This window comes from Myxococcus llanfairpwllgwyngyllgogerychwyrndrobwllllantysiliogogogochensis, assembly GCF_006636215.1.
GTDB classification, from domain to species: domain Bacteria; phylum Myxococcota; class Myxococcia; order Myxococcales; family Myxococcaceae; genus Myxococcus; species Myxococcus llanfairpwllgwyngyllgogerychwyrndrobwllllantysiliogogogochensis.
In genome coordinates this window covers 22,400-46,854 of sequence record NZ_VIFM01000067.1, presented here as the reverse complement: position 1 = coordinate 46,854, position 24,455 = coordinate 22,400, and the positions used below count along the sequence as shown (strand labels likewise).

Here is a 24,455-nt window from a genome sequence, read left to right as displayed (position 1 = left end):
GCTCGGAGTTGTGTATAAGAGACAGCCCCAGTGACGCCCGGGGGCCCGAAGGGAGAGGAGCCGGACAACCGTCCCGGTTAGGCTGTCCGCGTGCCGCCGAGCCCGCCCCTTCTGGATGACATGCTCCTCTTCTCGGAGGTGGTGACCGCGGGCGGCATCACCGCCGCCTCCACGCGACTGGGGCTGCGCAAGTCCACCGTCAGCCGCCGGCTCTCCGCCCTGGAGGAGCGCCTGGGGGTGCGACTCCTGGAGCGCAACGCCCGACATTTGAGGCTCACCGAGGCCGGGCGCGACTACCACGCCCACTGCGCGCGGCTGGTCGCCGAGGCCCGCGAGGTGAACCGCGCGCTGGGTGAGTCCCGCACCACGCCCCAGGGCACCCTGCGCATCGCCACCCTCTCCCTGCTGGGCGAGCTGCTCACGCCCGTCATCGCCGAGCTGCTCCTGCGCCACCCGCTCCTGCGCGTGGAGGTCTCCCTCGCCGAGGCCCACGTGGACCTCATCGCGGAGGAGTACGACCTGGCCCTGCGCACGGGCCCGCTGGCGGACTCGTCGCTGGTGGCGCGCAAGCTGGGGCGCCTGCGCACCGGCTACTACGCCAGCGCCGCCTACCTCTCCCGGCAGGGCACTCCAAAAAGCCCGGCGGAGCTCCAGGGCCACGCCTGCGTCGTGCTGGCCGAGCCCGGCACCGACGAGGTCTGGTTCTTCGGAGAGGGCCGCACCGCGAAGAGCATCCCCGTCACCGGAAGGCTGCGGGTGCCCAGTGTGCGCGCGGGACAGGCGGCGGCTCGCGCGGGGCTGGGCGTGGTGCGGCTGCCCGCGTCGCTCGTCGTCGACGACGTGAGGAACGGGCTGCTCGTCCCCGTGCTGGAGACAGAGACGCCACCGGGCATCCCCATCTTCGCCGTCTACCCCAGCAGCCGGCAGCTTCCCCCCAAGGTGCGCGCCTTCCTGACGCTCCTGGGTGAGCGCGGCGCCGCGCTTCCCTGGGAAGAGGCCACCGCGCCGGGCCGCGCCCGTTAGGAGCACTTCCCGCAACGAAGCGTTCCGCCAGGGGCTCTCGTTCCGGGGCCCTGGGGCCACTACACCTTCCCTCCACACGCAAGGCGCGGCCCCGCGGGCCGTGCCCCACGAGGAGGACAGGACATGGCGGCGGACGTCATCGAGCTGGGAGACGCGGAGTTCGACCGGGAAGTACTGGAAGCAAAGGGGCCCGTGCTGGTGGACTTCACCGCCGCGTGGTGTCCCCCGTGCAGGTTCATCTCCCCCATCCTCGATGCGCTGGCGGTCGAGTACCGGGGCCGGCTCAAGGTGACGAAAATCGACGTGGACGCCCACCAGGAGGCGGCGCAGCGCTACGGCATCCGCGCCTTGCCCTGCCTGCTCGTGTTCAAGGAGGGCAAGGTGGTCCGCCAGCTCGTGGGCGCGATGCCCCGGGCGAGGCTGGAGCAGGAGCTGCTCGCCTGGCTCTGAGACAGGCCCCGGCTAATGGCTGGAGACAGAGGGGCGCCAGGACGACAGCAGCCCACCCCTGGCGCGCCCGGCCTGTAGCACCGGCCGGGAGTACGGCCGCCCTCTGTGGTGACTGGCTTTCAGTTGCAAGTCAAAAAGGAAGGCTGGCGATTATCCCCAGGTGAGGTAGTCACGGGCGCGCCACGGGAGCGTCACGACCAGGTGACACCCCGGGCATGCCCAACCGGGAGGTAGCCATGCTCGAAAGGCTGATGCCCAAGTCGGACGAGTTCTTCGACGACTTCGACAAGCAGTGCGCCGCGACAGTCCAGGGCGCGAAGATGCTGTACGAACTGTTGAGCGACTATCGCGATGTGCCCGCACGGGTCCGCGCGCTCAAGGACGTGGAGCACCAGGGCGACGAAGTCACCCACACCGCCTTCAACCGTCTGCACAAACAGTTCATCACCCCGTTCGACCGGACGCAGATTCACTCGCTGCTGTCGCGCATCGACGACGTGCTGGACCTGGCGAACGCGGCCGCGTCCCGGCTGCACTACTACGAAATCCAGAGCAGCCTGCCGGATGCGACGGAGCTGGCGCGCCTGCTGGTCCTGTCCTCGGAGAAGGTGCAGGAGGTGGTGGCGGCGCTGCGGCTCATCAAGAAGCCCGAGCAGATTCTGGCCGGCTGCAAGGAAATCAAGCGGCTGGAGACGCAGGCGGACGAGGTGCTGCGCTCCGGGCTGGGCCGGCTCTTCAAGAGCGGGGTCGACACTCTGACCATCATCAAGTGGAAGGAGATCTACGACCTCATCGAGACCGCCACGGACAAGTGTCAGGGTGTGGCGAACGTCATCGAGGGTGTGGTGCTGGAGCACTCCTGAGATGCTACTCGCCGCCGTCATCCTGATCGTCGGAGTCGCCCTCATCTTCGACTTCATCAACGGCTTCCACGACGCGGCGAACTCCATCGCCACCGTGGTGTCCACCCGGGTGTTGTCACCGAACCTGGCCGTGGCGTGGGCCGCCTTCTTCAACTTCATCGCCGCCTTCAGCGGGGGTGTCCATGTCGCCAACACCATGGGCAAGGGCATCATCAACTTCGACATGCTGCGCGGCGCGGGCCCCTCGGCCGTGCTGTCGGTCATCTTCGCCGCGCTGATGGGCGCCATCGCCTGGAACCTCCTGACGTGGTGGTGGGGCCTGCCCTCCTCCTCGTCACACGCGCTCGCCGGAGGAATGATTGGCGCGACGGTGCCGGTGCTGGGCTTCAAGGGACTGATGGGCGCGGGCATCGCGAAGATCGCCGCCTTCATCGTGCTCTCCCCCCTCATCGGCACGTTCCTGGGCATGACGCTGATGCTCATCAGCACCTGGGTGGTGCACAAGCAGACGCCCACCTACGTGGACCGGTGGTTCCGCCGCCTCCAGCTCGTGTCCTCCGCCATCTTCTCGTACAGCCACGGCACCAACGACGCGCAGAAGGTGATGGGCATCATCGCGGTGGTCCTCTTCGGCACCATCTGGAAGGACCGCCCGTTCCACATTGACTGGTGGATGATCATCTCCTGTCACGCGGCCATCGCCCTGGGCACGTTCTTCGGCGGCTGGCGCATCATCCGCACCATGGGCCACAGCCTCACGAAGCTGGCGCCCATCGGCGGCTTCAGCGCGGAGACAGGTGGCGGCGTCACCATCATCGCGCTGGCGGAGCTGGGCATCCCCGTGTCCACCACCCACACCATCACCGGTGCCATCGTCGGCGTGGGTTCCACGCGCGGCTGGCGCGCGGTGAAGTGGGGCGTGGCCGGCCGCATCATCTGGGCCTGGGTGTTCACCATCCCCGCCGCCGCGCTCATGGCGCTGCTCGTCTACGGGCTTACCCAGGTGGTCGTCCGGCTGGTGGGTTGAGTCCGGCCTCCCCCTGCCCGCCCGCGCCGGCCACTTCCTTCGGGAGGCCCGCGGGCGGGTGCTAGCATTCCCTCCTCCATGCGTCTCATCCTCAACCCCGGGCGGGAGGGAGAGCAGGAGCTCCTGCTCCCCGAGGGCACCACCACCATCGGCAGGACGGACGAGAGCTCCGTCTGCGTGCTCCACAAGAGCATCTCGCGGCGCCATGCGCGGCTGGAGCGCCAGGGCTCGCGCGTGGTGCTGGTGGACCAGGGCAGCAAGAACGGCACGTTCATGGGGGAGGTCCGCGTCGAGCGGCACGTGCTCCAGGAAGGCGAGGCCTTCCGCTGCGGCGAGGTGTGGTTCCAGCTGCTCGCGGGCGACCCCGAGCGCGAGGAGGAGCTGAGTCCGCTGCACACGCGCACGCTGGACACGCGCTTCACCCTGTCTCCCCTGGAGACCCTGCTGGACGCGGACGCGCCCCGGCTGCGGGTGCGACCGGAGCCCGAGGGCGACACGACGCGGGAGCGGCTCCAGGTGCTGCTCGCCGTGGCGCAGCTGCTCGCCTCGCCCGGCTCGCTGGACACGCTGCTGGAGCGCATCCTCCAGCTCGTCTTCCGCATCCTCGGCGTGGACCGCGCGGCGCTGTTGCTGGTGGACGAAACCACCGGAGAGTTGCGCCCTCGCGTGGCGCGCGCGGCGAGCGGAGAGACGCTCCCGGAGCGCTTCTTCAGCCAGCGCATCGTCGACTTCGTGCGCACCCATGGCCTGGCGTCCCTCTTCGCCAACGCCCAGCGGGACGTGCGCCTGGACAGCTCCGCTTCCATCCGCTCGCAGGCCATCCTCTCCGCCATGTGCGTGCCGCTGCGTCCGCGCGACACCTGGCTGGGCGTGCTCTACGTGGACAACCGCTCGCAGGGCGGGCTCTTCACGGAGCAGGACCTGGAGTTCCTCACCGCCTTCGCCAACCAGGCCGCGGTCGCCATCGACAACGCGCGGCTGGCGCGACGGTTGGAAGAGGAGGCCGTGCTGCGCAACACGTACCTGCGCTTCTTCCCTCCCGCCGTGGTCCGCAGGCTCAACGCGTCACCGGGCGCGTCGCTGGAGGTGGTGGAGACGGAGGTGACGGTGCTCTTCGCGGACATCTCCGACTTCACGCCGCTGTCGGCGTCGCTGCGTCCCCGGGAGGTCGTGGACATGCTCAACGAGTACTTCCCGGTGATGGCGGACGCGGTGTTCCGTCACGAGGGGACGCTTGAGAAGTACATCGGCGACGCGCTGATGGCCGTCTGGGGCGCGCCCTTCTCCCGGGACGACGACGCGGACAGGGCCGTGCGCGCGGCGGTGGACATGCAGCGCGCGCTGGTGGCGCTCAACGCGCGCTTCCGCGCGAAGGGCCACCCGGAGCTGCGCATCCACGTAGGCCTCAACAGCGGCCCCGCCGCCGCGGGCAACATCGGCTCCGGGCACTATCTGCAGTACGCCACCCTGGGTGATGTCACCAACGTGGCCAGTCGCGTGTGCGGCGTGGCGAAGGCGGGAGAGGTCGTCCTCTCGGAGGCCACGCGCGCCCGACTGCGCGAGTCGACCTGGCGCCTGACGACGCTGCCGCCCACCCGGGTCAAGGGCAAGCAGGACGCCCTGACGCTCCACCAGGTGGCGTGGGACTGATGGAGCGACGCGGCCCTCGCCCGCTCGTTCGGGAGGGTGGCTTGACTCGCACCGGGGTCATCGGTCAGCGTTCCACTTCGTGAACGGCATGCGCCAGGACTTCGCGTGGACCCGGGGACAGACGTCCTCGTCCTTCGCGCGCGCGGCGACCGCTCCCTCCACTCGCACGACGACGACGACCACTACCACCACGACTCCTCGCGGAGCGCGGGAGGTCTAGCTCGGAATCGGCAGTGCTTCCGACCTGGCCCCGCGCTCCCCGGCGCGGGGCCTTTTTCGTTTTCCTCCACCCACCTGGAACGCCATGCAGACCCAGACCTCGACGACGCCCCGCCAGTCCGCCGCCTCGCGCCTCCCCGCCCTCCACGAGGTGCCGTCATGCGCGTGATGAAATTCGGCGGGACGAGCGTGGGCGGCACCGCGCAGATACGGCGCGTGGTGGACCTGGTGGAGCAGGCCCGCAAGGACACACGGGTGATGGTGGTGGCCTCGGCCGTCACCGGCATCACCAACCTCCTGGTGGACACGGCGCGGCTCGCGCAGGAGGGCGGCGCGGTGGACGCCGCGCTCTCCCGCTTCGAGCAGACCCACCTCTCCATCGCCCGGGAGCTGGGGGGCGAGCTGGAGGCGCTCGCGCCGCTGGAGCTGGGGCTCGCGGCCATCTCCACCGAGCTGCGCGGCCTGCTCCAGGGCGTGGGCCTCCTGCGCGAGTGCTCGCCCTCCGTGCTCGCCCACCTGTCCGGCCTGGGCGAGCGCGCCTCCTGTCTGCTGCTGGAGGCGCTGATGTCGGCGCGCAAGCTGTCCCCGCACGCGGTGGAGCCGCGCCACGTGCTCATCTGCACGGGAGACCCGCTCCAGGCCACGCCGCGCATGGACGAGATTCGCGCGCGCTTCGCACCGCTGCGCGACGCGAGCGGCCCCGGGCTGATGCTGATGCCGGGCTTCTTCGGCGGTGACGAGCGCGGCAAGACGCTGTCACTCGGACGCGGCGGCTCGGACTATTCGGCGGCGCTGGCCGCGGCCGCGCTGGATGCCCGGCTCCTGGAAATCTGGACGGACGTGGACGGCATCTTCAGCGCCGACCCCCGGCTGGTCCCCGAGGCCTTCCCCCTGGCGGAGGTGAGCTTCGAGGAGGCGATGGAGCTGGCGTACTTCGGCGCCAAGGTGCTCCACCCCAAGACGATTGCCCCCGCCCGTGAGCGCGGCATCCCCGTGCGCGTGTGCAACAGCTTCCGCCCCGAGCACCCCGGCACCCTGGTGACGGACTCCGCCGCGCCGCCGGACCACCCCGTGCGCGGCCTGTCCTTCCTGCGCGACGTGGCGCTCATCAACATCGCCGGCGCGGGCCTCAAGGGCGTGCCGGGCACCGCCGCGCGCGTCTTCGCGTCCATGGCCCGCACCGGCATCTCCGTGGTCCTCATCACCCAGGGCTCCAGCGAGTGCTCCATCAGCTTCTGCGTGCAGCAGTCGGAGTCCGACGCCGCCGTGCGCGCGCTGGAGACCGAGTTCGAGGTGGAGCGCGAGGCCGGCAAGGTGGACACGATTGAGCGCCAGGGCCAGCTGGCGGTGCTCAGCATCGTCGGCGACGGCATGCGCCACCGCGTGGGCGTGGCCGGCACCTTCTTCAGCGGACTGGCCGACGTGGGCTGCAGCATCGCCGCCATCGCCCAGGGCTCCAGTGAGCGCAGCATCTCCGCCGTCATCACCGAGGCGGACGGCCCGCGCGCCATGGCCCACGTCCACCACCGCTACTTCGGCACCACGGAGGTGGTGGAGCTGCTGGTGGCCGGCGTGGGCAGCGTGGGCGGGGAGCTGATGCGGCAGATTCGTCAGCAGGCCCCCCACCTGCGCGCCCAGGGCGTGGACCTGCGGGTGTGCGCCATCGCCAACAGCCGCAAGGGCGTCATCGAGCCCGCGGGCATTCCCCTGGAGCAGTGGAAGGAGAAGCTGGAGGCGGGCACCGCGTCCGCGTCGCTGGACTCCTTCCGCGAGCAGGCGCGCGAGAAGCGCCCGGGCCGTCCCATCTTCGTGGACTGCACCAGCAGCGAGGACGTGGCGCTCGCCTACCCGTCCCTCCTGGCCTCGGGGCTCCACGTCGTCACCGCCAACAAGAAGGCCAACGCGGGACGCATGGCCCACTGGCGCGCCATCCGCGAGACGGCCTCGCGCCACCAGCGCCGCTTCCTGTACGAGACGAACGTGGGCGCGGCCCTGCCCGTCATCGACACGCTGAAGAACATGCTGCGCACCGGAGACCAGGTGCACCGCATCGAAGGCATCCTCTCCGGCTCGCTGTCCTTCATCCTCGGCCTCACCGAACAGGGCGTGCCACTGTCACAGGCGGTGGGCACCGCCATGGAGAAGCGCTTCACCGAGCCGGACCCTCGCGACGACCTGCAGGGCACCGACGTGGCGCGCAAGGTGCTCATCCTCGCCCGGGAGCTGGGACGCGAGGTGGAGCTGGAGCAGGTGGCGCTGGAGTCGCTCCTGCCCGCGGACTTCGACGCGGACGGCCCGCTCGACGCGTTCCTGGAGCGGCTGCCGAGCATCGACGCCGCCTTCCAGCGCCGCGTGGAGCGCCTGCGCGACGAGGGGAAGGTGCTGCGGTACGTGGGCAGCGTCGGACAGGAGGGCTGCGCGGTGGGCCTGAAGGCCGTGCCCCTGGAGAACCCGCTGGCGGCGGTGAAGGGCGGAGAAAACGCGCTCAGCTTCCTCTCCGAGCGCTACAGCCCCACGCCGCTCGTCATCCGGGGCTACGGCGCGGGCGCGGCGGTGACGGCGTCCGGCGTGTTGGCGGACGTGCTGCGGCTGGTGGAAGGCCCACTGACGTGAGTCCACTGGGGCAGCTCGACGACGAAGCGGGCGCCCCGCCCCGGCTCGCTCTCCACCCACACCCGGCCACCGTGGGCCTCCACGATTTGTCGGGTGATGAAGAGGCCCAGCCCCAGCCCTCCGTAGTTGGGTGAGGCGGCGCGCTCGAAGCGCTCGAAGATGCGCGCCTGGGCCTCGCGGGGGATGCCCATCCCCCGGTCCTCCACGCTCAGCCACACCCGCTCGTCGTGGGAGGCCAGCCGCATCCAGATGGGCTGGCCCGCCCCATACTTCACCGCGTTCGTCAGCAGATTCATCATCACCTGCTCCAAGCGCAGCCTGTCCCAGCGGCCCGGCAGCGACGGCGGCGCCTCCAACATCAGCTCGCAGCCCGCCTTCTCCAGTTGCTCCCGGAGGTGGGCCGCCACGTCGCGCGCCACCATCGACAGGTCCATCTCCTCCGGGCGCAGGGCGAGCCGCGACTCGTGGATGCGGGAGACGTCGAGCAGGTGCTCCACCAGTCGCGACAGCCGCGACAGCTGGCTTTCGCAGACGAAGAGCATGCTGGACAGCCTGGTGGCGAGCGTCGAGTCGGGCCGGGGCCGCGACAGCAGGGCCGCCATCTGCTGCATGCGCAGCTTCATGGACGTCAGCGGTGTCTTCAGCTCATGGGAGGCGATGGAGAGGAACTCGTCGCGGACGCGAATGGCCTCCTGGGACTTGCGGTACAGCTGCGCATTGTCGATGGCGAAGGCCGCGCGGCGCCCCAGCTCCTCCGCCAGCGCCACCTGGTCCGCGCCGAAGCTTCGCGCGGACCGCGACGTCGACAGGAGGGTCAGCACGCCCAGGCTCCGGCCGCGCGCCTGGAGCGGCACGCTGAGGGAGGGTCGACCGCCCAGCGCGCGCACGCGGCGCCACTGCCTCGCATCCAGCCCATCCTTGTCCAGGATGCCCCCAGGCAATCGCGAGCACTCCGAGCGCCCCGTCGCCATCACCGCCACCGGGCCCCGGTGGACATCTGGAAGCAGCGGGTGGGCCGAGAGCAGCGCTCGCACATCCTCGGCCTGCCCGGGCTCTCGGGCCGACACCGCCACCGGACGCAGTCGCCCGCCTTCCCCCGGGATGAAGACGACACACACGTCCGCGAGACGGGGCACCGTCAGCTCCGCGACGCGCTGGAGCGTCGTCTCGTAGTCGAGCGACGTGCCCAGTTCGCGACTCGCCTCGGCGAGAAACCGCTGCGCTTCCTCCAGGCGCTTGCGCTCGGTGATGTCCGTGGAGATGCCGCAGACGGCATAGGGCACGCCCAGGGCGTCCATGAGCGGGAACTTCTGGGTGATGTACGTGTGGAGGCCGTCCTCCTGGGGGATGCGCTCCTCCTGGGCCAGCGGCATCCGGCGCTGGAGCACCGCGCCGGTCATCCGCTGGAAGCCGTCCGCGACCTCCGGCGGGAAGAGGTCGTGGACCTGTTTGCCGATGACGTCCTCGCGGGTGCGGCGGAACATCAACTCCCACTGCCGGTTGACGAAGACGTAGCGACCCTGGGTGTCGAGCAGGAAGAAGATGGAGGTGGCGTTGTCCAGGATGGCCCGCAGCTGCTGCTCACTCTGCAGGAGGGCCTCCTCCGCGCGCTTGCGCTCCGTCACGTCGAGCAGCACCGCGAGCGAGCGGACCCACGCGCCGCTCGAGTCGCGCTCGGCGATGGCGGACAGCAACACGTCGAGGTACTCGCCGTTCTTCTTGCGAAGCCGGTACGGGACGTCCTTGCAGAAGCCCGTCGCGAAGAAGGCGGGCAGCACCTTCTCCCGGGCAAGCCGCGTGGACTCCTCGGACAGGAACTCCACCGAGTCGTGGCCCAGCACCTCCTCGCGCCGGTAGCCCAGCGTGGACAGCCAGCAGTCGCTGACACTGATCAGCCGGCCCTCGCGGTCGATGGAGTGCATCATCACCGGCGTGTTGTTGTAGAGCATCCGGTGCTTCTGCTCACTCTCGAGCAGGGCCTGCTCGGCCCGCTTGAACTCGGTGATGTCGGTGAAGACGGCGACCCCGCCGCGCGGTGCTCCGCTCGCGTCCCGCACGGGTCGGCAGCTCACCAGCAGCCAGACGCCCGAGGGCTTCTCGGGGTTGCGCAGGAAGATCTCCACCTGACTCATCGACTCGCCCCGGATGGCGCGCGCCAGCGGCAGGTCCTCCGGGGGATACGGCGTGACCTGGTCCGGCAGGAAGAGGCCAAAGTGCGATGACCACTCGGAGAGCGCCGTGCCCGAGGCGTCCACCCCCATCAACTGCTCCGCGGTGGGGTTGATGAAGACGAACCTCCCCTGCTCGTCCGCCACCACCACGCCCTCCGCCATGCTGGTGACGACGGACTGGAAGAAGCCCTCGCCGCCCTCGACAGGCGCATCCCTCCCGGTGGGGCGAGGCAGGCTCGGACTGTCGGTCGAAGAGGGCATGGCGAGGAGACGATGGGCCAGGGGGTCGCTCGCCCCCCGCGCGCGACGCCTGCGTGAACGATGCGTGCGCCCTGCTCCAACGCCAACCCACACCTGGGTCCGAGGCGAGGCCGGCCTGCCTGCCGAGCCTCGAGGACGGGCCCGCACGCCCGGACGCTCCCGGCCAGAGTGCACACCCTTCCCCGACAATTCGCGGCTCACGGGCCGCATCCGCCCTCCAACGTTTGAAGTTCCAGGAGGACCCGCCGAGAATGCCCGCCACCCATCGAAAGCGAAAGGAAGGGGGAGGACGGAATGTACGTGTCTCGCAAATCGGTCTGGGGCCGCACCAGCGCGATGCTGGCGCTCGCGCTCAGTCTCACCATGTTCGGCTGTACCGACAACGGCAATGACGACGAGCCCGACGGCGGAGGCAATCCCGATGCGGGGGTGCCCGAGCCCGATGCGGGCCCGCCGATCACCGCCACCCTCACCGGCAGGGTGACGTACGACTTTGTTCCGGCCATCCTCACGACCACGCCCATCCGTGGCGGCATGCTGGCCTTCGCACAGACGAGCGTGCGGCCCGTGCGCAACGCCGCCGTCCAGGTGATGCGGGGCACCACCGTGCTCGGCACGGCGACGACGGACGAGGACGGCCGCTACCAGCTCACCTACACCGCCGGCACCGGCGCCAACCTGACGCTCGCGACCCTGGCCAAGACGACCACCCCCGCCATCCAGGTGGAGGACAACACGGCGCGCAACGCCATCTGGGCCGTGTCCGCCACCATCACCGGCGGCACCACGAGCAGGGATTTGCACGCGGGCCACGGTTGGACGGGCTCCTCCTACAACCCGAGCCAGCGGGTCGCCGCGCCCTTCGCCATCCTGGACAGCATGTACACCGCGTCACGGGCCTTCCTCGCCGTGCGCACGGTCCCCTTTCCACCGCTCAAGGTGAACTGGAGCCCGAACAACATCGCGGAGCGCAACAACAGCGGCGACACCTCCACCGGGCAGATTGGCACCTCGCACTTCTCGCCCTCGGAGAACGAAGTCTACGTGCTGGGCAAGGAGGGCGCGGACACCGACGAGTTCGACAACCACGTCATCGTCCACGAGTGGGGGCACTACTTCGAGTCCAACCTCTCCCGCTCGGACAACCCGGGCGGCCAGCATATCGGCGGCGACGTGTTGGATCCGCGCATCGCCTTCGGAGAGGGCTACGGCAACGCGCTCTCCGCCATCCTCCTGCCGGACCCCCTCTACGTCGACACCTCCTGGGGAGCAGGCCGGCAGACCGCCTTCGGCTTCGACATGGAGACGGCGGCCGCGGACGACCCGACGCCAAGCGTCTTCTCCGAGTTCAGCGTCATGCGGCTGCTCTATGACATCTTCGACGCCTCGAGCGCGGCCGAGGCTTCGTATGACCAGGTGAACATCGGCCTGGGCACGCTGTACGACGTGCTGGTGGGACCGCAGAAGACGACGCCCGCGCTGACGACCATCGGCTCCTTCATCCACGGGCTCAAGGCGCAGCCGGGCGTCAACGCGGCGACCCTGGACACGCTCGCGGCCCACTACCAGATCGGCTCGATTCGCTCCGCCTTCGGCGAAGGCGACACCCAACTGGCGGCCATGTACACCACGGTGTCGTCGCTGCCGTACAACGCCAACGGCACCCTCAAGGGCGGCAAGCCCTCCAACCAGCAACAGCAGAACCGGTACTACGTCTTCAACGGCACGGGCAGGACGGTGATCATCTCCGCCAACTCAACCGAGGACGTGGGCATCCAGGCCCTCCAGCAGGGCACCCGAGCGGGCTTCGCCGACGACTTCCTCAGAGGCACGGAGTCCTTCCGCTTCTCCAGCCAGGCGGACCGTCAATACGTGCTGATCGTGACGGGCTTCAAGGACAGCACGGGCACCTACAACTACTCCGTCTCCATCACCAGCCCATGAACGGACCTCGCCTCTTTCAGTCTCCCCCAGGAGTTCTCATGAATCGCATCGCACCCGCGCTCCTCTCCGGCCTCCTCGCGCTCGTGGCGCCGGTGGCCTGCACGTCTCCGGCGAAGAGCAGCCCCGCCGGGAGCGGTACGGCGGACACCTCGTCGCAGGCGGACGGGGCCACCACCGGCAAGATCAGCGCGCCCGTGGAGGTGGGCGCCACGCTGGCCAGCGACAAGGCCACCGTCACCCTGCGCTTCCAGGGCCCCGCGGACGACGTCCAGGTGGACATCTCCGGCCTGGACGGGCTGCGCGTGACGAGCGAAACCACGCCCCTGCGGGGCGCCCGCTTCGAGCAGGCCACCACCACCACCCTGGACGTGGACTTCACCCCGGGCGACGGGCGTTCGCTCCTCGTCGTCGCCATCAGCGGCACCTTCCGAGGCGCTCCGATGACGAAGGTGGCCACCTTCTCCGTGGGAGAGCCCAGCGTGCAGCAGCAGAAGACGCAGGGTGACGTGGTGACGGGGGACGACGGTCAGCCCATCAAGCTGATGCCCTCGTCCGACTCCGCGCGGTAGCTCACGCGTGGCGGGCCTGGACGGGCCCTGAAAAGAACCGCGGGGAGCGCGCCCCCTCGACGCGCTCCCCGCCGTATGGACTGCTCGAATTCGAACTTCCGGTCCAACGTCGGGCACGCCCCTCGGCATGCCCTCCGGAAGCCACGCCCCTCCCCAGGGGCGCCCCCTCACAAGGTCAGAGGCGAGCCCCCCGGCGCGCCTCGTCCCCCCTCGAACGCAGTGCGTTCGAAAACTCGAGTGCCGGCAAACCGCCCGGACACTCCCCCAACCGCCCTTCAGACGCTCTGCGTCTGAACCCCTTGGACACCCCGGCTCTGCCCGGATGTCCCCACCTTTCGAAATATCCAAACGCGACGGGTCCAAATCCTTGAGCGCGGGATTTCCGCGGCGATTTTCGGCCCGGGGTTCAGTCCTTGCGGCGCTTGGCGCGAGAGCTCTCCCACCCCATCACCGTGCGGCCCTTCTCGAACTTGCGCTGCTCACGCTGCGCGGCGGGGCTCGTCTGGCGCGACTGGAACGCCTTCTCCTTCTGGAGCTTCTCGAAGCTCGAGAGCCGCTCCTCGGGAAGTGTTCCGGCCTTGACGGCGGCGCGCACGGCGCACCCCGGCTCGCCCTGGTGGGTGCAGTCGTTGAAACGGCACCCTTCCGCCAGCTCGAGGATGTCGGCGAAGGTCTGCTCGATGCCTTCCTCCTCATCCCCCATCAGCCCCAGCTCGCGCATCCCAGGGCCGTCGATGAGCAGTGCGCCGTGGGGCAGGAGGAACAGCTCGCGGTGCGTCGTCGTGTGACGCCCCTTGTCATCCTCCACGCGAACCGACTGGGTGGCCAGGCGCTCTTCGCCCAGCAGCCGGTTGACGAGGGTGGACTTGCCCACGCCGGAGGAGCCCAAAAGCGCGCCCGTCTTGCCGGAGGGCAGCAGCGCCCGCACCGCGTCGAGCCCCTCGCCAGTCCATGAGCTCAGCGCGAGCACGGGGACCCCGGGGGCCAGTGCCTCCACGGCCTGGACGAGCGACGTCGCGTCGTCGTGGAGGTCCACCTTGGTGAGCAGCACCGCGGGGGTGGCGCCGCTGCTCCAGGCCAGGGTGAGCGCGCGCTCGATGCGGCGGGGGTTGAAGTTCGAATCCAGCCCGGCGACGAGCAGCACGACGTCCAGGTTGGCGGCGATGAGCTGGCCGCCGCCCTGCTCGCGGCCGACCTCCCGGCGCACGAGCAGGCTTTTGCGCGGCAGGACGGCGTGCAGCATTCCCTCCCCTTTTCCGGGAGGCATGAGCATCGCGACCCAGTCCCCCACGGTGGGCAGCGACTCGGCGCCGGGGGCCTGGTGGAGCAGCTTTCCCGCCGTGCGCGCCCACAGGGTGCGCTCGGCGGTCTGCACGGAGACGAGCCCTCGGTGCTGGCGCACCACGCGGCCGGGGACGAGGGGCAGAGGGGACGACGCGACGACGACGGAGAAAGCCTGGGCCAGCTCGGGCCCCCAACCAAAGGTTTCAAGTGACACGTGGAAAGACTCCGGACAGAGCGGTGCCTGCGGCGCACCTCGGTTCTTCAGGGGCACCCGGGGGGACGTGGACCGCGCTGTGACGGGCCTTCACGCCGGCCTTACCAGGCCCGCGTCCTCCGGGTGAACAGGACTCCCACCGCGGCAAGATGAATGTCGGCGTGCATGGGGCCTCCAGGGGACACGCGGGACGACGACGACCGCCGTCCGGCGCCCCCTGCATATCAACGAGGCCCGCCCCGTGCACGGGGGATGTCGTGGGGGGCGGGTGGTACAAAACGTCCCGCCCGTCGTCTCGGTAGAGAAGGCCGCGGACACACGAGCCTGGGAACGCCGATGCGCGAGGACTACGAGGCGGAGCTGCGGGCGGTGCTCTTCGAGGGCCTGCTCTCGGACAGCGAAGTGGAGGCGCTGCGGGCGGAGGCCCTGCGACGCGAGGCCGCGCCCCTGGAGCTGTTGCGGGAGCGGGGGCGACTGTCCGAGCACACGCTCGCCTCGCTGCGGAGCGCGTCGCGCGCGGCCCTCCAGGGCGCGCTGGTGGGCGCCCCCACCGCCACCGGCCATGTGGGGCCCCCCAAGGCGCTGGAGCCGGAGCCGGAGCCTGGCTTCCCCGTGCCGGGCTGGGAGCGCTACGCGCCCATCCGCTTCCTGGGACAGGGCGGCATGGGGCGCGTCTTCCTGGTCCAGGACCCGGTGCTGCGTCGCCCCGTGGCGCTCAAGTTCGTGAGGGACGACGACTCGGACCGGGCGCGGCACTTCGTCGCCGAGGCGCAGGCCCAGGCACGGGTGGACCACGAGCGGGTGTGCAAGGTGTACGAAGTGGGCCAGGTCCAGGGCCGCGCGTACATCGCCATGCAGTACGTGGACGGCCAGCCCCTCCACCAGCTCGCGGGCGTGCTCAGCCTGGAGCAGAAGGCGCTCATCCTGGCCCAGGCCGCCGAGGGCGTGCACGCCGCCCACCGCGCGGGCCTCATCCACCGGGACCTCAAGCCGTCCAACATCCTGGTGGAGCGCACGGCCGACGGGCAGTGGAAGCCGTACGTCATGGACTTCGGCCTCGCCAGGGACCCGGGAGAGGGGGCCACCGCCACGGGCTCCATCCTCGGCACGCCGCACTACATGGCGCCGGAGCAGGCGCGCGGAGAGGTGAACCGCCTGGACCGCCGCGCGGACGTCTATGCCCTGGGCGCCACGCTCTACGCGCTCCTGGTGGGCCAGCCGCCCATCCCCGGGGGCAACGCGCTGGAGGTGCTCAGCCGCATCCCCACCGAGGACCCCACACCGCCTCGAGTGCTCGCGCCCGAGGTTCCCGCGGACCTGGAGGCCATCGTCCTCAAGTGTCTGGAGAAGGAGCGCGCGGGCCGCTACGACTCGGCGCGCGCGCTCGCTGAGGACCTGCAACGCTTCCTCGACGGGGAGCCGGTGCTCGCGCGCTCGGTGGGGACGGCCTGGAGGCTGGCGCGGCTGACGCGCAGACACTGGCGTGGGTTGCTGCTCGCGGCGGTGGCGGGCCTGCTGATGTTGCTGGCCGGGGTGCAGGCCGTGCTGGCCCGCCGGGACGCGGACGTGCGCGAACACCTGGCGCGGCGCTTCTCCGAGCTGGCCGAGCACGTGGAGTCCCGCGCGCGCTACACCGCCCTGACGCGACTGCACGACACCCGGAATGAGCGGCACGTGCTGGAGACGCGCCTCCAGGAAATCGCGGGGGAGATGCGCGAGGGCGGTGAGCACGCGCTCGGGCCGGGCAACGAGGCGCTGGGCCGGGGCTGGCTGGCGCTCGGAGAACCGGCGCGGGCCCGGGAGCACCTGGAGGCCGCGTGGGGGCATGGCACCCGCACGCCTCGCGTCGCGTGCGCGCTGGCGCTCGCGCTCGGGCAGCTCTACCAGGAGCGGCTGCGCGCCTACGAGCACCTGCCCGCCTCGGAGCGACAGGCGCGGCGGCGCGAGCTGGTGACGCTCTACCGGGAGCCCGCGCTGGCGTGGTTGCGGCAGGGAAGCGGCGCCGACCTGCCTCCGGCCGAGTACGTCGCGGCCCTGCTCGCGTACCACGAGGAGCGGTACGAGGACGCGCTGGAGCGGCTGGATGCGCTGGGAGACCGGCTGCCCTGGTTCTTCGAGGCCCCGCTCCTGAGGGGTGACGTGCTGGTGGCGCGCGCCACCGGGCACTGGGACGCGGGACGTCGCGAGCGCGCGCAAGAAGACCTGGAGGCGGCGAGGAAGGCCCATGTCCGCGCCGCGTCCCTGGCGGAGAGCCTGCCGGAGTCACACCTGGCCCTGGCCGGCGTCGAGCAGGTGGCCCTGCGCATGGGCCTGTATGGCCAGGGTGACGTCACACCGCACATCGAGCGGGCGCTCGAAGCCCTGGAGCGCGCGCTCACCGCGTCGCCCCGACACCTGCCGTCCCTGGTGCGCAAGGCCCACCTCCATCGCAGGCTCGCCGAGTTCCGGAGCCGACAGGGTGGCGACGCGGAAGCCGCGCTCCAGGCGGCGCTGAAGGCGGCCCGGGCCGCGCTCGACGTGGACCCCGTGAGCAGCGAGGTCCGCCACGCGCTGGGGCTGGTGCTCTGGCAGCGCGCCCGGATTCAACAGGCGCGCAGCGAGGACCCCCGGGAATCGCTGAAGCAGGCCATCGAGGCCTTCGACGGCGTGGCGCTCCAGGAGCGCGGCTACGACTACCACTCCAACCTGGGCCTCATCTTCAAGGTGTGGGCGGACCACGAGGACGCGGTGGGCGAGGACTCGCTCGGCCATCGCAAGCGCGCCATCGACGCGTACCTCACCGCCATCCGCATCGACGAGGCGCTTCCCGACGCGTGGATCAACCTGGGCAGCGCCTGGTTCAAGCGCGCGTCGAACCCGCGCAACCCCGACGCGGACGCGGACCTGGAGCGCGCGCGACAGGCGCTGGAGAAGGCGCGGACGCTCAATCCCCGCAACCTCGTCAGCCACTTCTACGAGGCCCAGGTCCACGCGCTGCGCGCCACGCGACTGCGCGACGGTGGAGGCGACGCGAGTCCTTCCCTGGACACCGCGCTCGCGTCGTACCGGAGCGCGCTGGCCCTCAACGCGGACGTGCCCCAGCTCCATGGAGGAGTGGGGCTGGTGCACCTGGAGCGCGCGCGCGCCGCGTGGCTTCGCGGCGAGCCCCCCTTCCCCGCCCTGGACGAAGCGCATGCATCCTTCAGCCGCGCCCTGGCACTGGCCCCGAAGCAGGGCCTGCCGCACAGCAACCTGTCGGAAGCCCACGCCACCCGCGCGGCCTATCGCCTGGCCCGGGGAGAAGACCCGCGAGACGACGCCCGCGCCGCGCAACGCGAGGCCCGCGCCGCGCTCGCGCTCCAGCCAGACCTTTCGACGGCCTGGGCCAACCTGGGACAGGCCCACCGGGTGCTCGCCGCCTTCGCGCTGGAGCGAGGTGCGGACGCCAGGCCCGAGCTCGACGCCGCCGAGCAGGCCCTGGGTGAGGCCCTGCGACGCAACCCCCGGGACGAGGAAGCACTGCGCTACGCCGCGGAGGCTCGCGGTCTGAGCGCGTCCTGGAGTGCCCTCCACGCGAAGGACTGGGAGGCCGCCTTCACTCGCGCCGAGCAGGCCCACGAGGCCGCCCTCGCCGTCAGCTCCCGTCCCCACGATGACCGGCGCGCACTGGCGCGGCTCCACCTGGACTGGGCGCTGGCGCGGCGGTTCGCGGACAAGGACCCTCGCGAGGTGCTGGAGCGCGGCCTGTCATGGGTGGCCCCGGTGCTGAAGGCGCGCCCCCACGATGAAGAGGCGCGCGCGCTGCATGCGGCGCTGGAGCTCACCCAGGCCCGGGCCTTCCCGGAGGAGCATCCCGGTCAGCAGGCACGCGCGCGGGAAGCCCTGGCGAGCGCGCTCGCCACGCGCCCCCTGCTCGCTCGGACCTGGGCGCCCCTGCTCACGGAGCCGGGCCGCTCCCGCGCGACGCCTCCGTGAAGAGCTGGAGCGTCACTCCTCCTCGGGCTCGTTGGGATCCCTGACCACTTCCAGGTCCCCGGGCTGGCCCTCGCCCGTGTCGGTCGAGACGACGAAGGGGTAGTCCTTCCAGACCGCATTGCGACGGACCCTGCGGCACCAGCTCGCCATGGGCCCCGCCACCAGCTTGATGTCGTCCTTGTTGTAGTTCTCGAAGATGGCGTCGGCGCCCTCTCCATGGAACTTGAGCAACGCCCAGGGGACACCCGGGGCGAGCTGAAACTTGAGCAGGTGTCGCTGCCAGACGCAGCTTCGGGGAGGCGTCACGGGGTCGGCCCCCAGGGAGATGGTGATGAAACACAGCGTCCCCTCCTCGGGCTTGGGGCAATCCCCGTCCACCATGGGACAGGGCACAGCCTGGAGCTTGGCGCAGGCGGAGGCGTCGTATTCCGCCTGGGACTGCACGCCCCGCGCATCGACCTCCGCGGGCCCCGACGTGTCGGGCGCGCAACTCCACCCCAGCGACAACATGACGACGCCCGGCCAATGCTTCCAGTGTCCATCCATGGTGCAAGCCTCCCCGCCACGTCGCTTGGGATGCGCGGGACTGGCCCGACCCGGACGGTGGCCCGTGGAGCTTGCCACGCCCCACGGCTTCATGACTCGGGAGGCTCGAGGCCCAGCTCCCTGACCCGCCGCTGGAGGGCGCGACGGGACACCTCCAGCTTCCGCACCATGGCGTCCAGGTCGCCACCGCAGTCCTGGAAGCAGCGGGTGATTTCCTCCGCGCCCAGGTCCTTCACCGTGCGGATGTGGGGACTGCGGTCGACGAGGTTGTAGAGCGATGCCCGGGTGATGCCGAGCTTCTCCGCCGTGTTCTTCAAGTCCCAGGAGCACTCGCGCAGCGCCTCCAGCAGCTCGGGCTCCGTCACGTCCGAGGGCTTGCGACGGGCAACGGGCGTGGGCTCATGGATTGGCGCCTCCTCGCCCGAGGGCTTCGGTGCCAGCTCCGCCTCCAGCGCGGCGTCCACCTGGAGGCGAGCCTGCCCCCGGCCACTGATGACGAGCTGGCGGGCCACGTTGCGAAGCTGGCGGACGTTGCCGGGCCAGTCGTGCCGCAGCAGCCGTGACGCCAGGGCGGCCGGCAGCCACGGCTCCGCATAGGGGTCCGTGGGCTCCAGGCGCCAGGCCTCCCCCAGCCCCTCCAGCTCCACCCGCGCGAAGTGGTGGAAGAGCAGCGAGATGTCCTCCCGTCGCTCGCGCAGCGGGGGCATCTGGATGGAGTAGCCGGAGAGCCGGTGCAGCAGGGGCGCCCGGAAGCGGCCCTGTTCGATGAGGTCCTCCAGGGGCGCGTCCGTCGCCGCCACCAGTCGCACGTCCGTGGCGATGGGGGTGTGCGCGCCCACCGGGTACACCTCCCCCGTCTCCAGCACGCGCAATAGCGCCACCTGCACCTCGGCGGGAGCCTCGCCCACTTCGTCCAGGAACAGCGTGCCGCCATGCGCGGCGCGGAAGAAGCCCTCGCGGCTCTGGGACGCGCCGGTGTAGGCGCCCCGCTGCGCGCCGAACAGCTCCGCCGCGGCGAGCTCGCGGGCCAGCGTGCCCAGGTTGACGCTGACGAAGGGCCCCTTGCGACGGGGGCCGCGCTGGTGGAGCGCGCGCGCGACCAGTTCCTTGCCCGAGCCCGTCTCGCCCCGGATGAGCACCGGCACGTCCAGGTCCGCCACCTGGCGGACGCGCGTGCGCACCCGGCCCAGCGCGGAGCTCTGCCCCACCATGCCCAACGTGTCCGCGGACCGCTCCTCGTCCACCGCCACCCGGTGCAACAGCAGCACCACGCGCCCGGCCAGCTCCAGCGTCACTCCCGCCGCGAGCGCCTCCGGTCGGAAGTCCCAGCTCACCCCTGGCACCCCGCCCACCATCACCTGAGTCCCCTCGGCATCCCCTTCCAGCCGGACGCCGCCCTCCGGACGCGGGAGGAAGCGCAGGGGACGGCGGCTCACGAAGGGGTCCGCCAGCGGCCTGCCGATGACTTCCCCCACGCGCGTGAAGAGCGGCTCGTTGCGCGACAGGGCCACCTCCTTGCCGCGCGCCAGGGACTCCAACACGAACCGCTCCCCCACCCGCGAGGCGAGCGGATGGGAGACCAGCGTCAGCGCCGGCAGGTGCGCGGTGGCCTGCGAATCACCGCCTTGCCGCTGAGGACTCGCGGTGGAGACGTCGTCGAGGAGTCTCTGCTTCATGAGGGGGACGCTCGGAGCCAGGGCCCGCGTTCTCCCTCAGGCTACACGAGCCCGAAGCGCGACGGACCGTGGGAGCCCCCGGGCTGGCACACGCTGACATGTCAGCCGACGCCGCTGACATGCCAGCCGAGCACCGCGCCGCCCGCCCCTGCGCCCTTCTCCGAGGGAGCACGCCCCGGCACAGCGGTTGCTCTAGGAGGCGCTCGGAGGGGTTGCCAACGGTGAGAACCCTCATGGAAGCGAAGACGACTGGATTCTGGGAGCTGTGGCTGTGCCACCACCCGAAGCTCCTCGCGAAGAGCCTGCGCCACCTGGGTGGCCACCAGGCCGACGCGGAGGACGCATTGAGCACCGCGATGCTGCGAGCCGCCGAGGCCTGGCCCCGGGAAGTCCAGCGGCTGCGAAACCCCGAGGCGTGGCTGACGCGCATCCTCCACAACGCCTGCGTGGACCTGCATCGCATGCGGGCCCGACGCGCGGAGGAGCCGCCCGAGCAGGACGACGAGGCCCCGTCCGAGGCAGTGCAGCCGGCGCACGCCCCGTCGCCGGAGCAGCTTGTCCTGGAGCAGGAGCAATCCCAGTTGCTGTGGCGCCACGTCCACCGGCTGCCGGAGCCGTTGCGGCGGGCGTGCCTGCTGCGCTTCGAGCGGGAGCTGGATGGCCGCAGCATGGCCGTGGAGCTGGGCATCACCCATGTGAATACCCGCCGCCGGCTGCTTCGGGCCTATCAGGTGCTGCGCCTGGCGCTCGGCACCTCGGCGCGCGGCACGGACCTGGAGCCTCCCGTGCGCGGCGGCGCGGAGCAGTCCCTGCCTCCGAGCCGGGCGCCGCGCGCCAGGCGGGGGCCGACTACGCGTTGGCGGAGCGGACGAGCGCGCCCACCCCGTCCCGCGCACCGTCGAGTCGGCGGATGAGGCGGCGGCGGACGACCTCGATGTGCTCGCGGAAGAAGTAGAGGTTCTCCGCGTAGGCGAGCGGCATGGGGATGCGGTTGACCTCGCGCTCGGCCTCTTCCAGCCGCTTGAGCATGTCCTCGAGCATGTCCCGCCCGGGGTTCTCATCGAGCTGGATTTCAATCTCCTTCAACCGCGCGTACCAACGGACGATGCGCGAGCGGATGCGCCACTGGTACAGCGCGGGGACGGCGCGGAACAGCGGCACCACCACGGCGATGATGGGCACCAGCATCACCCACAACCGGTCCACCAGGTTCGCCGCCCAGAACGGCAGGTAGCGCTGGAGCAGCGGGATTCCCGCCTCGTAATAGCGTCGGGCCTCGCTGCTGAGGGCGAAGCCCGTCTCACGCGGCGCGGGGAACTCGCTGGCGCCATCGAGCAGGCCCGCGCTGCCGTGGATTTGGCTGGCCGCGCGCATGAGGAGGTAGGAGAGCGCGGGGTGCAGGGAGTCGCGCGCGACGAGGTTCGCCGTCGGCGCGAGCACCACCACGTCCCGCGCGGGGATATCCGAGGCGAGGTTGAACACGCCGCGCGGCAGCACCAGCCGGGTCAGGTACGGGAAGCGGCGCGCGTACGCCTCGCCCCGCGCGAAGCTGAGCAGATTCACACCGGGCACCGCCGCCAGCTTCTGGATGGGGGGCGACTCCGCGGGCGAGATGAGGAAGATGGCGTCGAGGTGGCCCTGCTTGAGCTGCTCGATGGCGGCCTCGCGCTCCAGCGGCAGCAGCTCCGTGGGCGCCTGGTCGATGCCATTGGCCTTCAGCAGCGTGACGGCGAGCGCGCGCGTGCCACTGCCCTCCGGCCCCACCGCGATGCGGCGGCCCTTCAGCTGGCGCACGTCCTCCAGGGGCTCGCCCCGGTAGAAGACCCAGAGGGGCACGTAGGAGAGGCTGCCCAGGGACACGACGCTCGCGGCCTTCTCGCCGCCCGCGGTGCCGCTCTGCACGAAGGCGACGTCGACGTCGGAGTTCTCGTCCGACAGCAGCGCGACATTCTCGATGGAGCCCTTCGTCGAGCGCAGCTCCAGGGTGACGCCGTGCTTGGAGAGGAAGTCCTGGTACTTGCGCGCGTAGTAGCGGAAGCCGCCCTCGTCGGGCGACATGGCCAGCACGAGTTTCTTTGGGGGCGCGGGCTCGATGAAATGGAACGCGGCGGCGAAGGCGATGCCGATGAGGAGCACCGCGGGCGCGAGGGTGAACCACAGGTCGCGCCGCAGCGTGCGCCGCAGCTGTTGCTTGAGGGAGTCCGCCGTCATGGTGGGCGCGGAGTATACGCACCTCTCCGCGCCCACTCCCATGCCTGCCTGCGCGAAGGAGGGCTAGCAGTCAGCCGGGCACGCGGCGGGCGACTCCCAAGGCTGGCACACGGCATCCCCGCACGAGGAGTTGAGGAACGTCTCCAGCACGGCCCGGCGGTGCGGCAGGAAGACGGCGTTGAGCGCGGGGGAGATGCGGAAGCGCGGGCCGAACGGGCCGGGGGCCGGGTCGAACTGCTCACCCACATGGACGAAGCCGCCCGACGGAGGCCAGACGAGGCCGCCGCCCAGGTTCGCCCCGTTGCTCAGCTCGTGACAGCCGCCGCATGACAGCGCCATCGAGCGCTCCACGATGTGCTGGGGCAGCAGCGGGCTGCCCAGCAGCAGCAGCTCGTTCTGGATGTTGGTGCGGAAGGGGCTGGGGTTGGGGCCGAACTGGAAGCGGTAGTCGTTCTCCGGGCCCTGCGCGTTGCTCTGGCCGCTGTTGAACATGTCCGGAATGGTGTTGTTGAACAGGTTGATGTCGGTGACGGCCAGCGCCGGCACCTGCGAGGGGAACAGGACGTTCTGGAAGGACGGCGCCAGCGGGTGCCCGGAGACGGGGTCGAACAACGTGCCGCCCGGGTTGACCTTCACCGTCACCGGCCGGAAGTTCAGCTGGCAGGGCACGCTGCCGCACATCGTGCGCCGCACGCTGAACTCCCGCAGCGTCCACGGCGGCTGGATGAACTGGTTGGTTCGCACCTGCCCGGTCGGCACGCTCCCCGTCGTCCGGTTGCCGTAGTTGTCCATGTGCACCACCGGCATGAAGCCCGGCAGACCCGTGAAGTAGAAGTTCTGCAGCCCGCCGATGCGGGTGGCCAGCGCCGCGCCCGTCAGCGAGGCCCAGAAGTTGGCCACCGGCGCACAGCCATTGAGGCCGGCGGTCGGATTGGGGTTGGGCAGGACCGCCTCGAAGATGAGCAGGTTGCGATTGCCACCCCCGGGGATGCCGGAGCGCTTGCCATAGACGATGCGGTACTCACCGCAGTCCACGCCCGACGCCGGCGCCAGGTCGAAGCGGTTGACGAGCGCCAGCGGGACGTACTCGTCGGGGTTGGTGCCCGGGCTGAGGAAGGGATTGACGAAGGCCTGGTTCCCCTCGATTCGCGGACACTGATACTGGAAGCCGTTGAAGAGCGGCCCGCAGTTGGGCGGGTTCGCCGTGTTCCACCAGTCCTGGAAGAGCGCCAGCGGCGTCAGCCCCGCGACACCGGACTGCGTCACCAGCTGACTCATCACCCGCACGAGCGGGAAGTTCCTCACGATGGCGTCGTCGGTGATGATGAGCGACGAGCGCGGGTCCACCGTGACGACCATCGCCGACGGCCCCATGGGTGGCAGCGCCATGGCACCGATGCCGCGGCGCTCCGGGTGCCTCGTCGGGTCCACCGTCACTTCCTCCGCCGGGTCCATCCCGGTCGGCTCCGCCTCCGGCGCCGCGTTGTCACAGCCGGCCGCCAGGGCCACCACCGCGCACACGAGCATCCCGCGCCAGTCCAGCTGGCTCTTCTCAACCATGCGTTGCATTCGAGGTCTCACACCCGCGCGGACGGCCGCGCCCCCTGCCAGGGATGAGCACTCCGGCACGTCGCCGGATTCACGGGTCGGCAAGAAATCCCATGATTTCACGTTTATACATTGTTCACTGACACAAAATCCACAAAGAGGATGAGTCAAACGCAAACATGGGCTTGCGAGTGCCGGCGACAGGGCTTGGGTCTCGACACACCCTTGCGCG

The 24,455-nt window shown here is 70.8% G+C and carries 16 protein-coding genes; 10 read left to right on the top strand and 6 right to left on the bottom strand.

Features of this window, described 5'->3' with window-relative positions; genetic code table 11:
• Positions 1-120: 120 nt before the first annotated feature.
• The 6 genes from FJV41_RS18515 to thrA all read left to right on the top strand — a co-directional run bounded on the left by FJV41_RS18515 (position 121) and on the right by thrA (position 7,845).
• Positions 121-1,023 carry a LysR family transcriptional regulator gene (locus tag FJV41_RS18515; protein ID WP_174489304.1) on the top strand — a complete coding sequence of 301 codons (903 nt, stop codon included), beginning with the start codon at positions 121-123 and terminating at the stop codon, positions 1,021-1,023.
• A gap of 123 nt (positions 1,024-1,146) precedes the next feature.
• Complete coding sequence (gene trxA / locus FJV41_RS18510) at positions 1,147-1,473, top strand: thioredoxin (RefSeq protein ID WP_141643836.1); 327 nt, start codon at positions 1,147-1,149, stop codon at positions 1,471-1,473.
• 236 nt (positions 1,474-1,709) lie between these two features.
• The gene (locus tag FJV41_RS18505) at positions 1,710-2,336 is read left to right on the top strand and encodes a DUF47 domain-containing protein (protein ID WP_141643835.1); all 627 of its coding nucleotides are present in this window, start codon (positions 1,710-1,712) and stop codon (positions 2,334-2,336) included.
• Position 2,337: 1 nt separating this feature from the next.
• Positions 2,338-3,363, top strand: a complete 1,026-nt coding sequence (locus tag FJV41_RS18500) for an inorganic phosphate transporter (RefSeq protein ID WP_141643834.1) — start codon at positions 2,338-2,340, stop codon at positions 3,361-3,363.
• Between the two features lie 78 nt (positions 3,364-3,441).
• The gene (locus FJV41_RS18495) at positions 3,442-5,013 is read left to right on the top strand and encodes an adenylate/guanylate cyclase domain-containing protein (RefSeq protein ID WP_141643833.1); all 1,572 of its coding nucleotides are present in this window, start codon (positions 3,442-3,444) and stop codon (positions 5,011-5,013) included.
• Positions 5,014-5,391: 378 nt separating this feature from the next.
• Positions 5,392-7,845, top strand: coding sequence for a bifunctional aspartate kinase/homoserine dehydrogenase I (thrA, locus tag FJV41_RS18490; RefSeq protein WP_141643832.1), 2,454 nt, complete (start codon positions 5,392-5,394; stop codon positions 7,843-7,845).
• Here thrA and FJV41_RS18485 read toward each other — a convergent pair.
• Entirely contained in the window at positions 7,767-10,277 is a 2,511-nt protein-coding gene (locus tag FJV41_RS18485; RefSeq protein WP_141643831.1) for a sensor histidine kinase, read from the bottom strand. The genes thrA and FJV41_RS18485 overlap by 79 nt on opposite strands.
• Positions 10,278-10,571: 294 nt before the next feature.
• On the opposite strand from FJV41_RS18485, the gene FJV41_RS18480 reads away from it, so the two are divergent.
• Positions 10,572-12,221 carry a hypothetical protein gene (locus FJV41_RS18480; protein WP_181790745.1) on the top strand — a complete coding sequence of 550 codons (1,650 nt, stop codon included), beginning with the start codon at positions 10,572-10,574 and terminating at the stop codon, positions 12,219-12,221.
• 38 nt (positions 12,222-12,259) lie between these two features.
• Positions 12,260-12,790, top strand: a complete 531-nt coding sequence (locus FJV41_RS18475; RefSeq protein ID WP_141643829.1) for a hypothetical protein — start codon at positions 12,260-12,262, stop codon at positions 12,788-12,790.
• Between the two features lie 406 nt (positions 12,791-13,196).
• Here FJV41_RS18475 and rsgA read toward each other — a convergent pair whose 3' ends face one another.
• Positions 13,197-14,288, bottom strand: a complete 1,092-nt coding sequence (gene rsgA / locus FJV41_RS18470) for a ribosome small subunit-dependent GTPase A (RefSeq protein ID WP_141643828.1) — start codon at positions 14,286-14,288, stop codon at positions 13,197-13,199.
• Between the two features lie 336 nt (positions 14,289-14,624).
• Between rsgA and FJV41_RS18465 the strand changes: the two genes are divergently transcribed.
• Entirely contained in the window at positions 14,625-18,242 is a 3,618-nt protein-coding gene (locus tag FJV41_RS18465; RefSeq protein ID WP_141643827.1) for a serine/threonine-protein kinase, read from the top strand.
• Between the two features lie 12 nt (positions 18,243-18,254).
• Here the strand turns inward: FJV41_RS18465 and FJV41_RS18460 are convergent, their stop codons facing one another.
• Positions 18,255-18,788 (bottom strand): hypothetical protein, encoded by a 534-nt coding sequence (locus tag FJV41_RS18460; protein ID WP_141643826.1) that lies wholly within the window; start codon positions 18,786-18,788, stop codon positions 18,255-18,257.
• Between the two features lie 89 nt (positions 18,789-18,877).
• Positions 18,878-20,464 (bottom strand): sigma 54-interacting transcriptional regulator, encoded by a 1,587-nt coding sequence (locus tag FJV41_RS18455; protein WP_141643825.1) that lies wholly within the window; start codon positions 20,462-20,464, stop codon positions 18,878-18,880.
• A gap of 233 nt (positions 20,465-20,697) precedes the next feature.
• On the opposite strand from FJV41_RS18455, the gene FJV41_RS18450 reads away from it, so the two are divergent.
• Positions 20,698-21,378 (top strand): RNA polymerase sigma factor, encoded by a 681-nt coding sequence (locus FJV41_RS18450; protein WP_174458466.1) that lies wholly within the window; start codon positions 20,698-20,700, stop codon positions 21,376-21,378.
• Here the strand turns inward: FJV41_RS18450 and FJV41_RS18445 are convergent.
• Positions 21,314-22,675: a TAXI family TRAP transporter solute-binding subunit gene (locus tag FJV41_RS18445; RefSeq protein WP_141643823.1), complete on the bottom strand. Its 1,362-nt coding sequence runs from the start codon at positions 22,673-22,675 to the stop codon at positions 21,314-21,316. The genes FJV41_RS18450 and FJV41_RS18445 overlap by 65 nt on opposite strands.
• Before the next feature lie 63 nt (positions 22,676-22,738).
• Positions 22,739-24,244, bottom strand: a complete 1,506-nt coding sequence (locus FJV41_RS18440) for a hypothetical protein (protein ID WP_141643822.1) — start codon at positions 24,242-24,244, stop codon at positions 22,739-22,741.
• Positions 24,245-24,455: the final 211 nt, after the last annotated feature.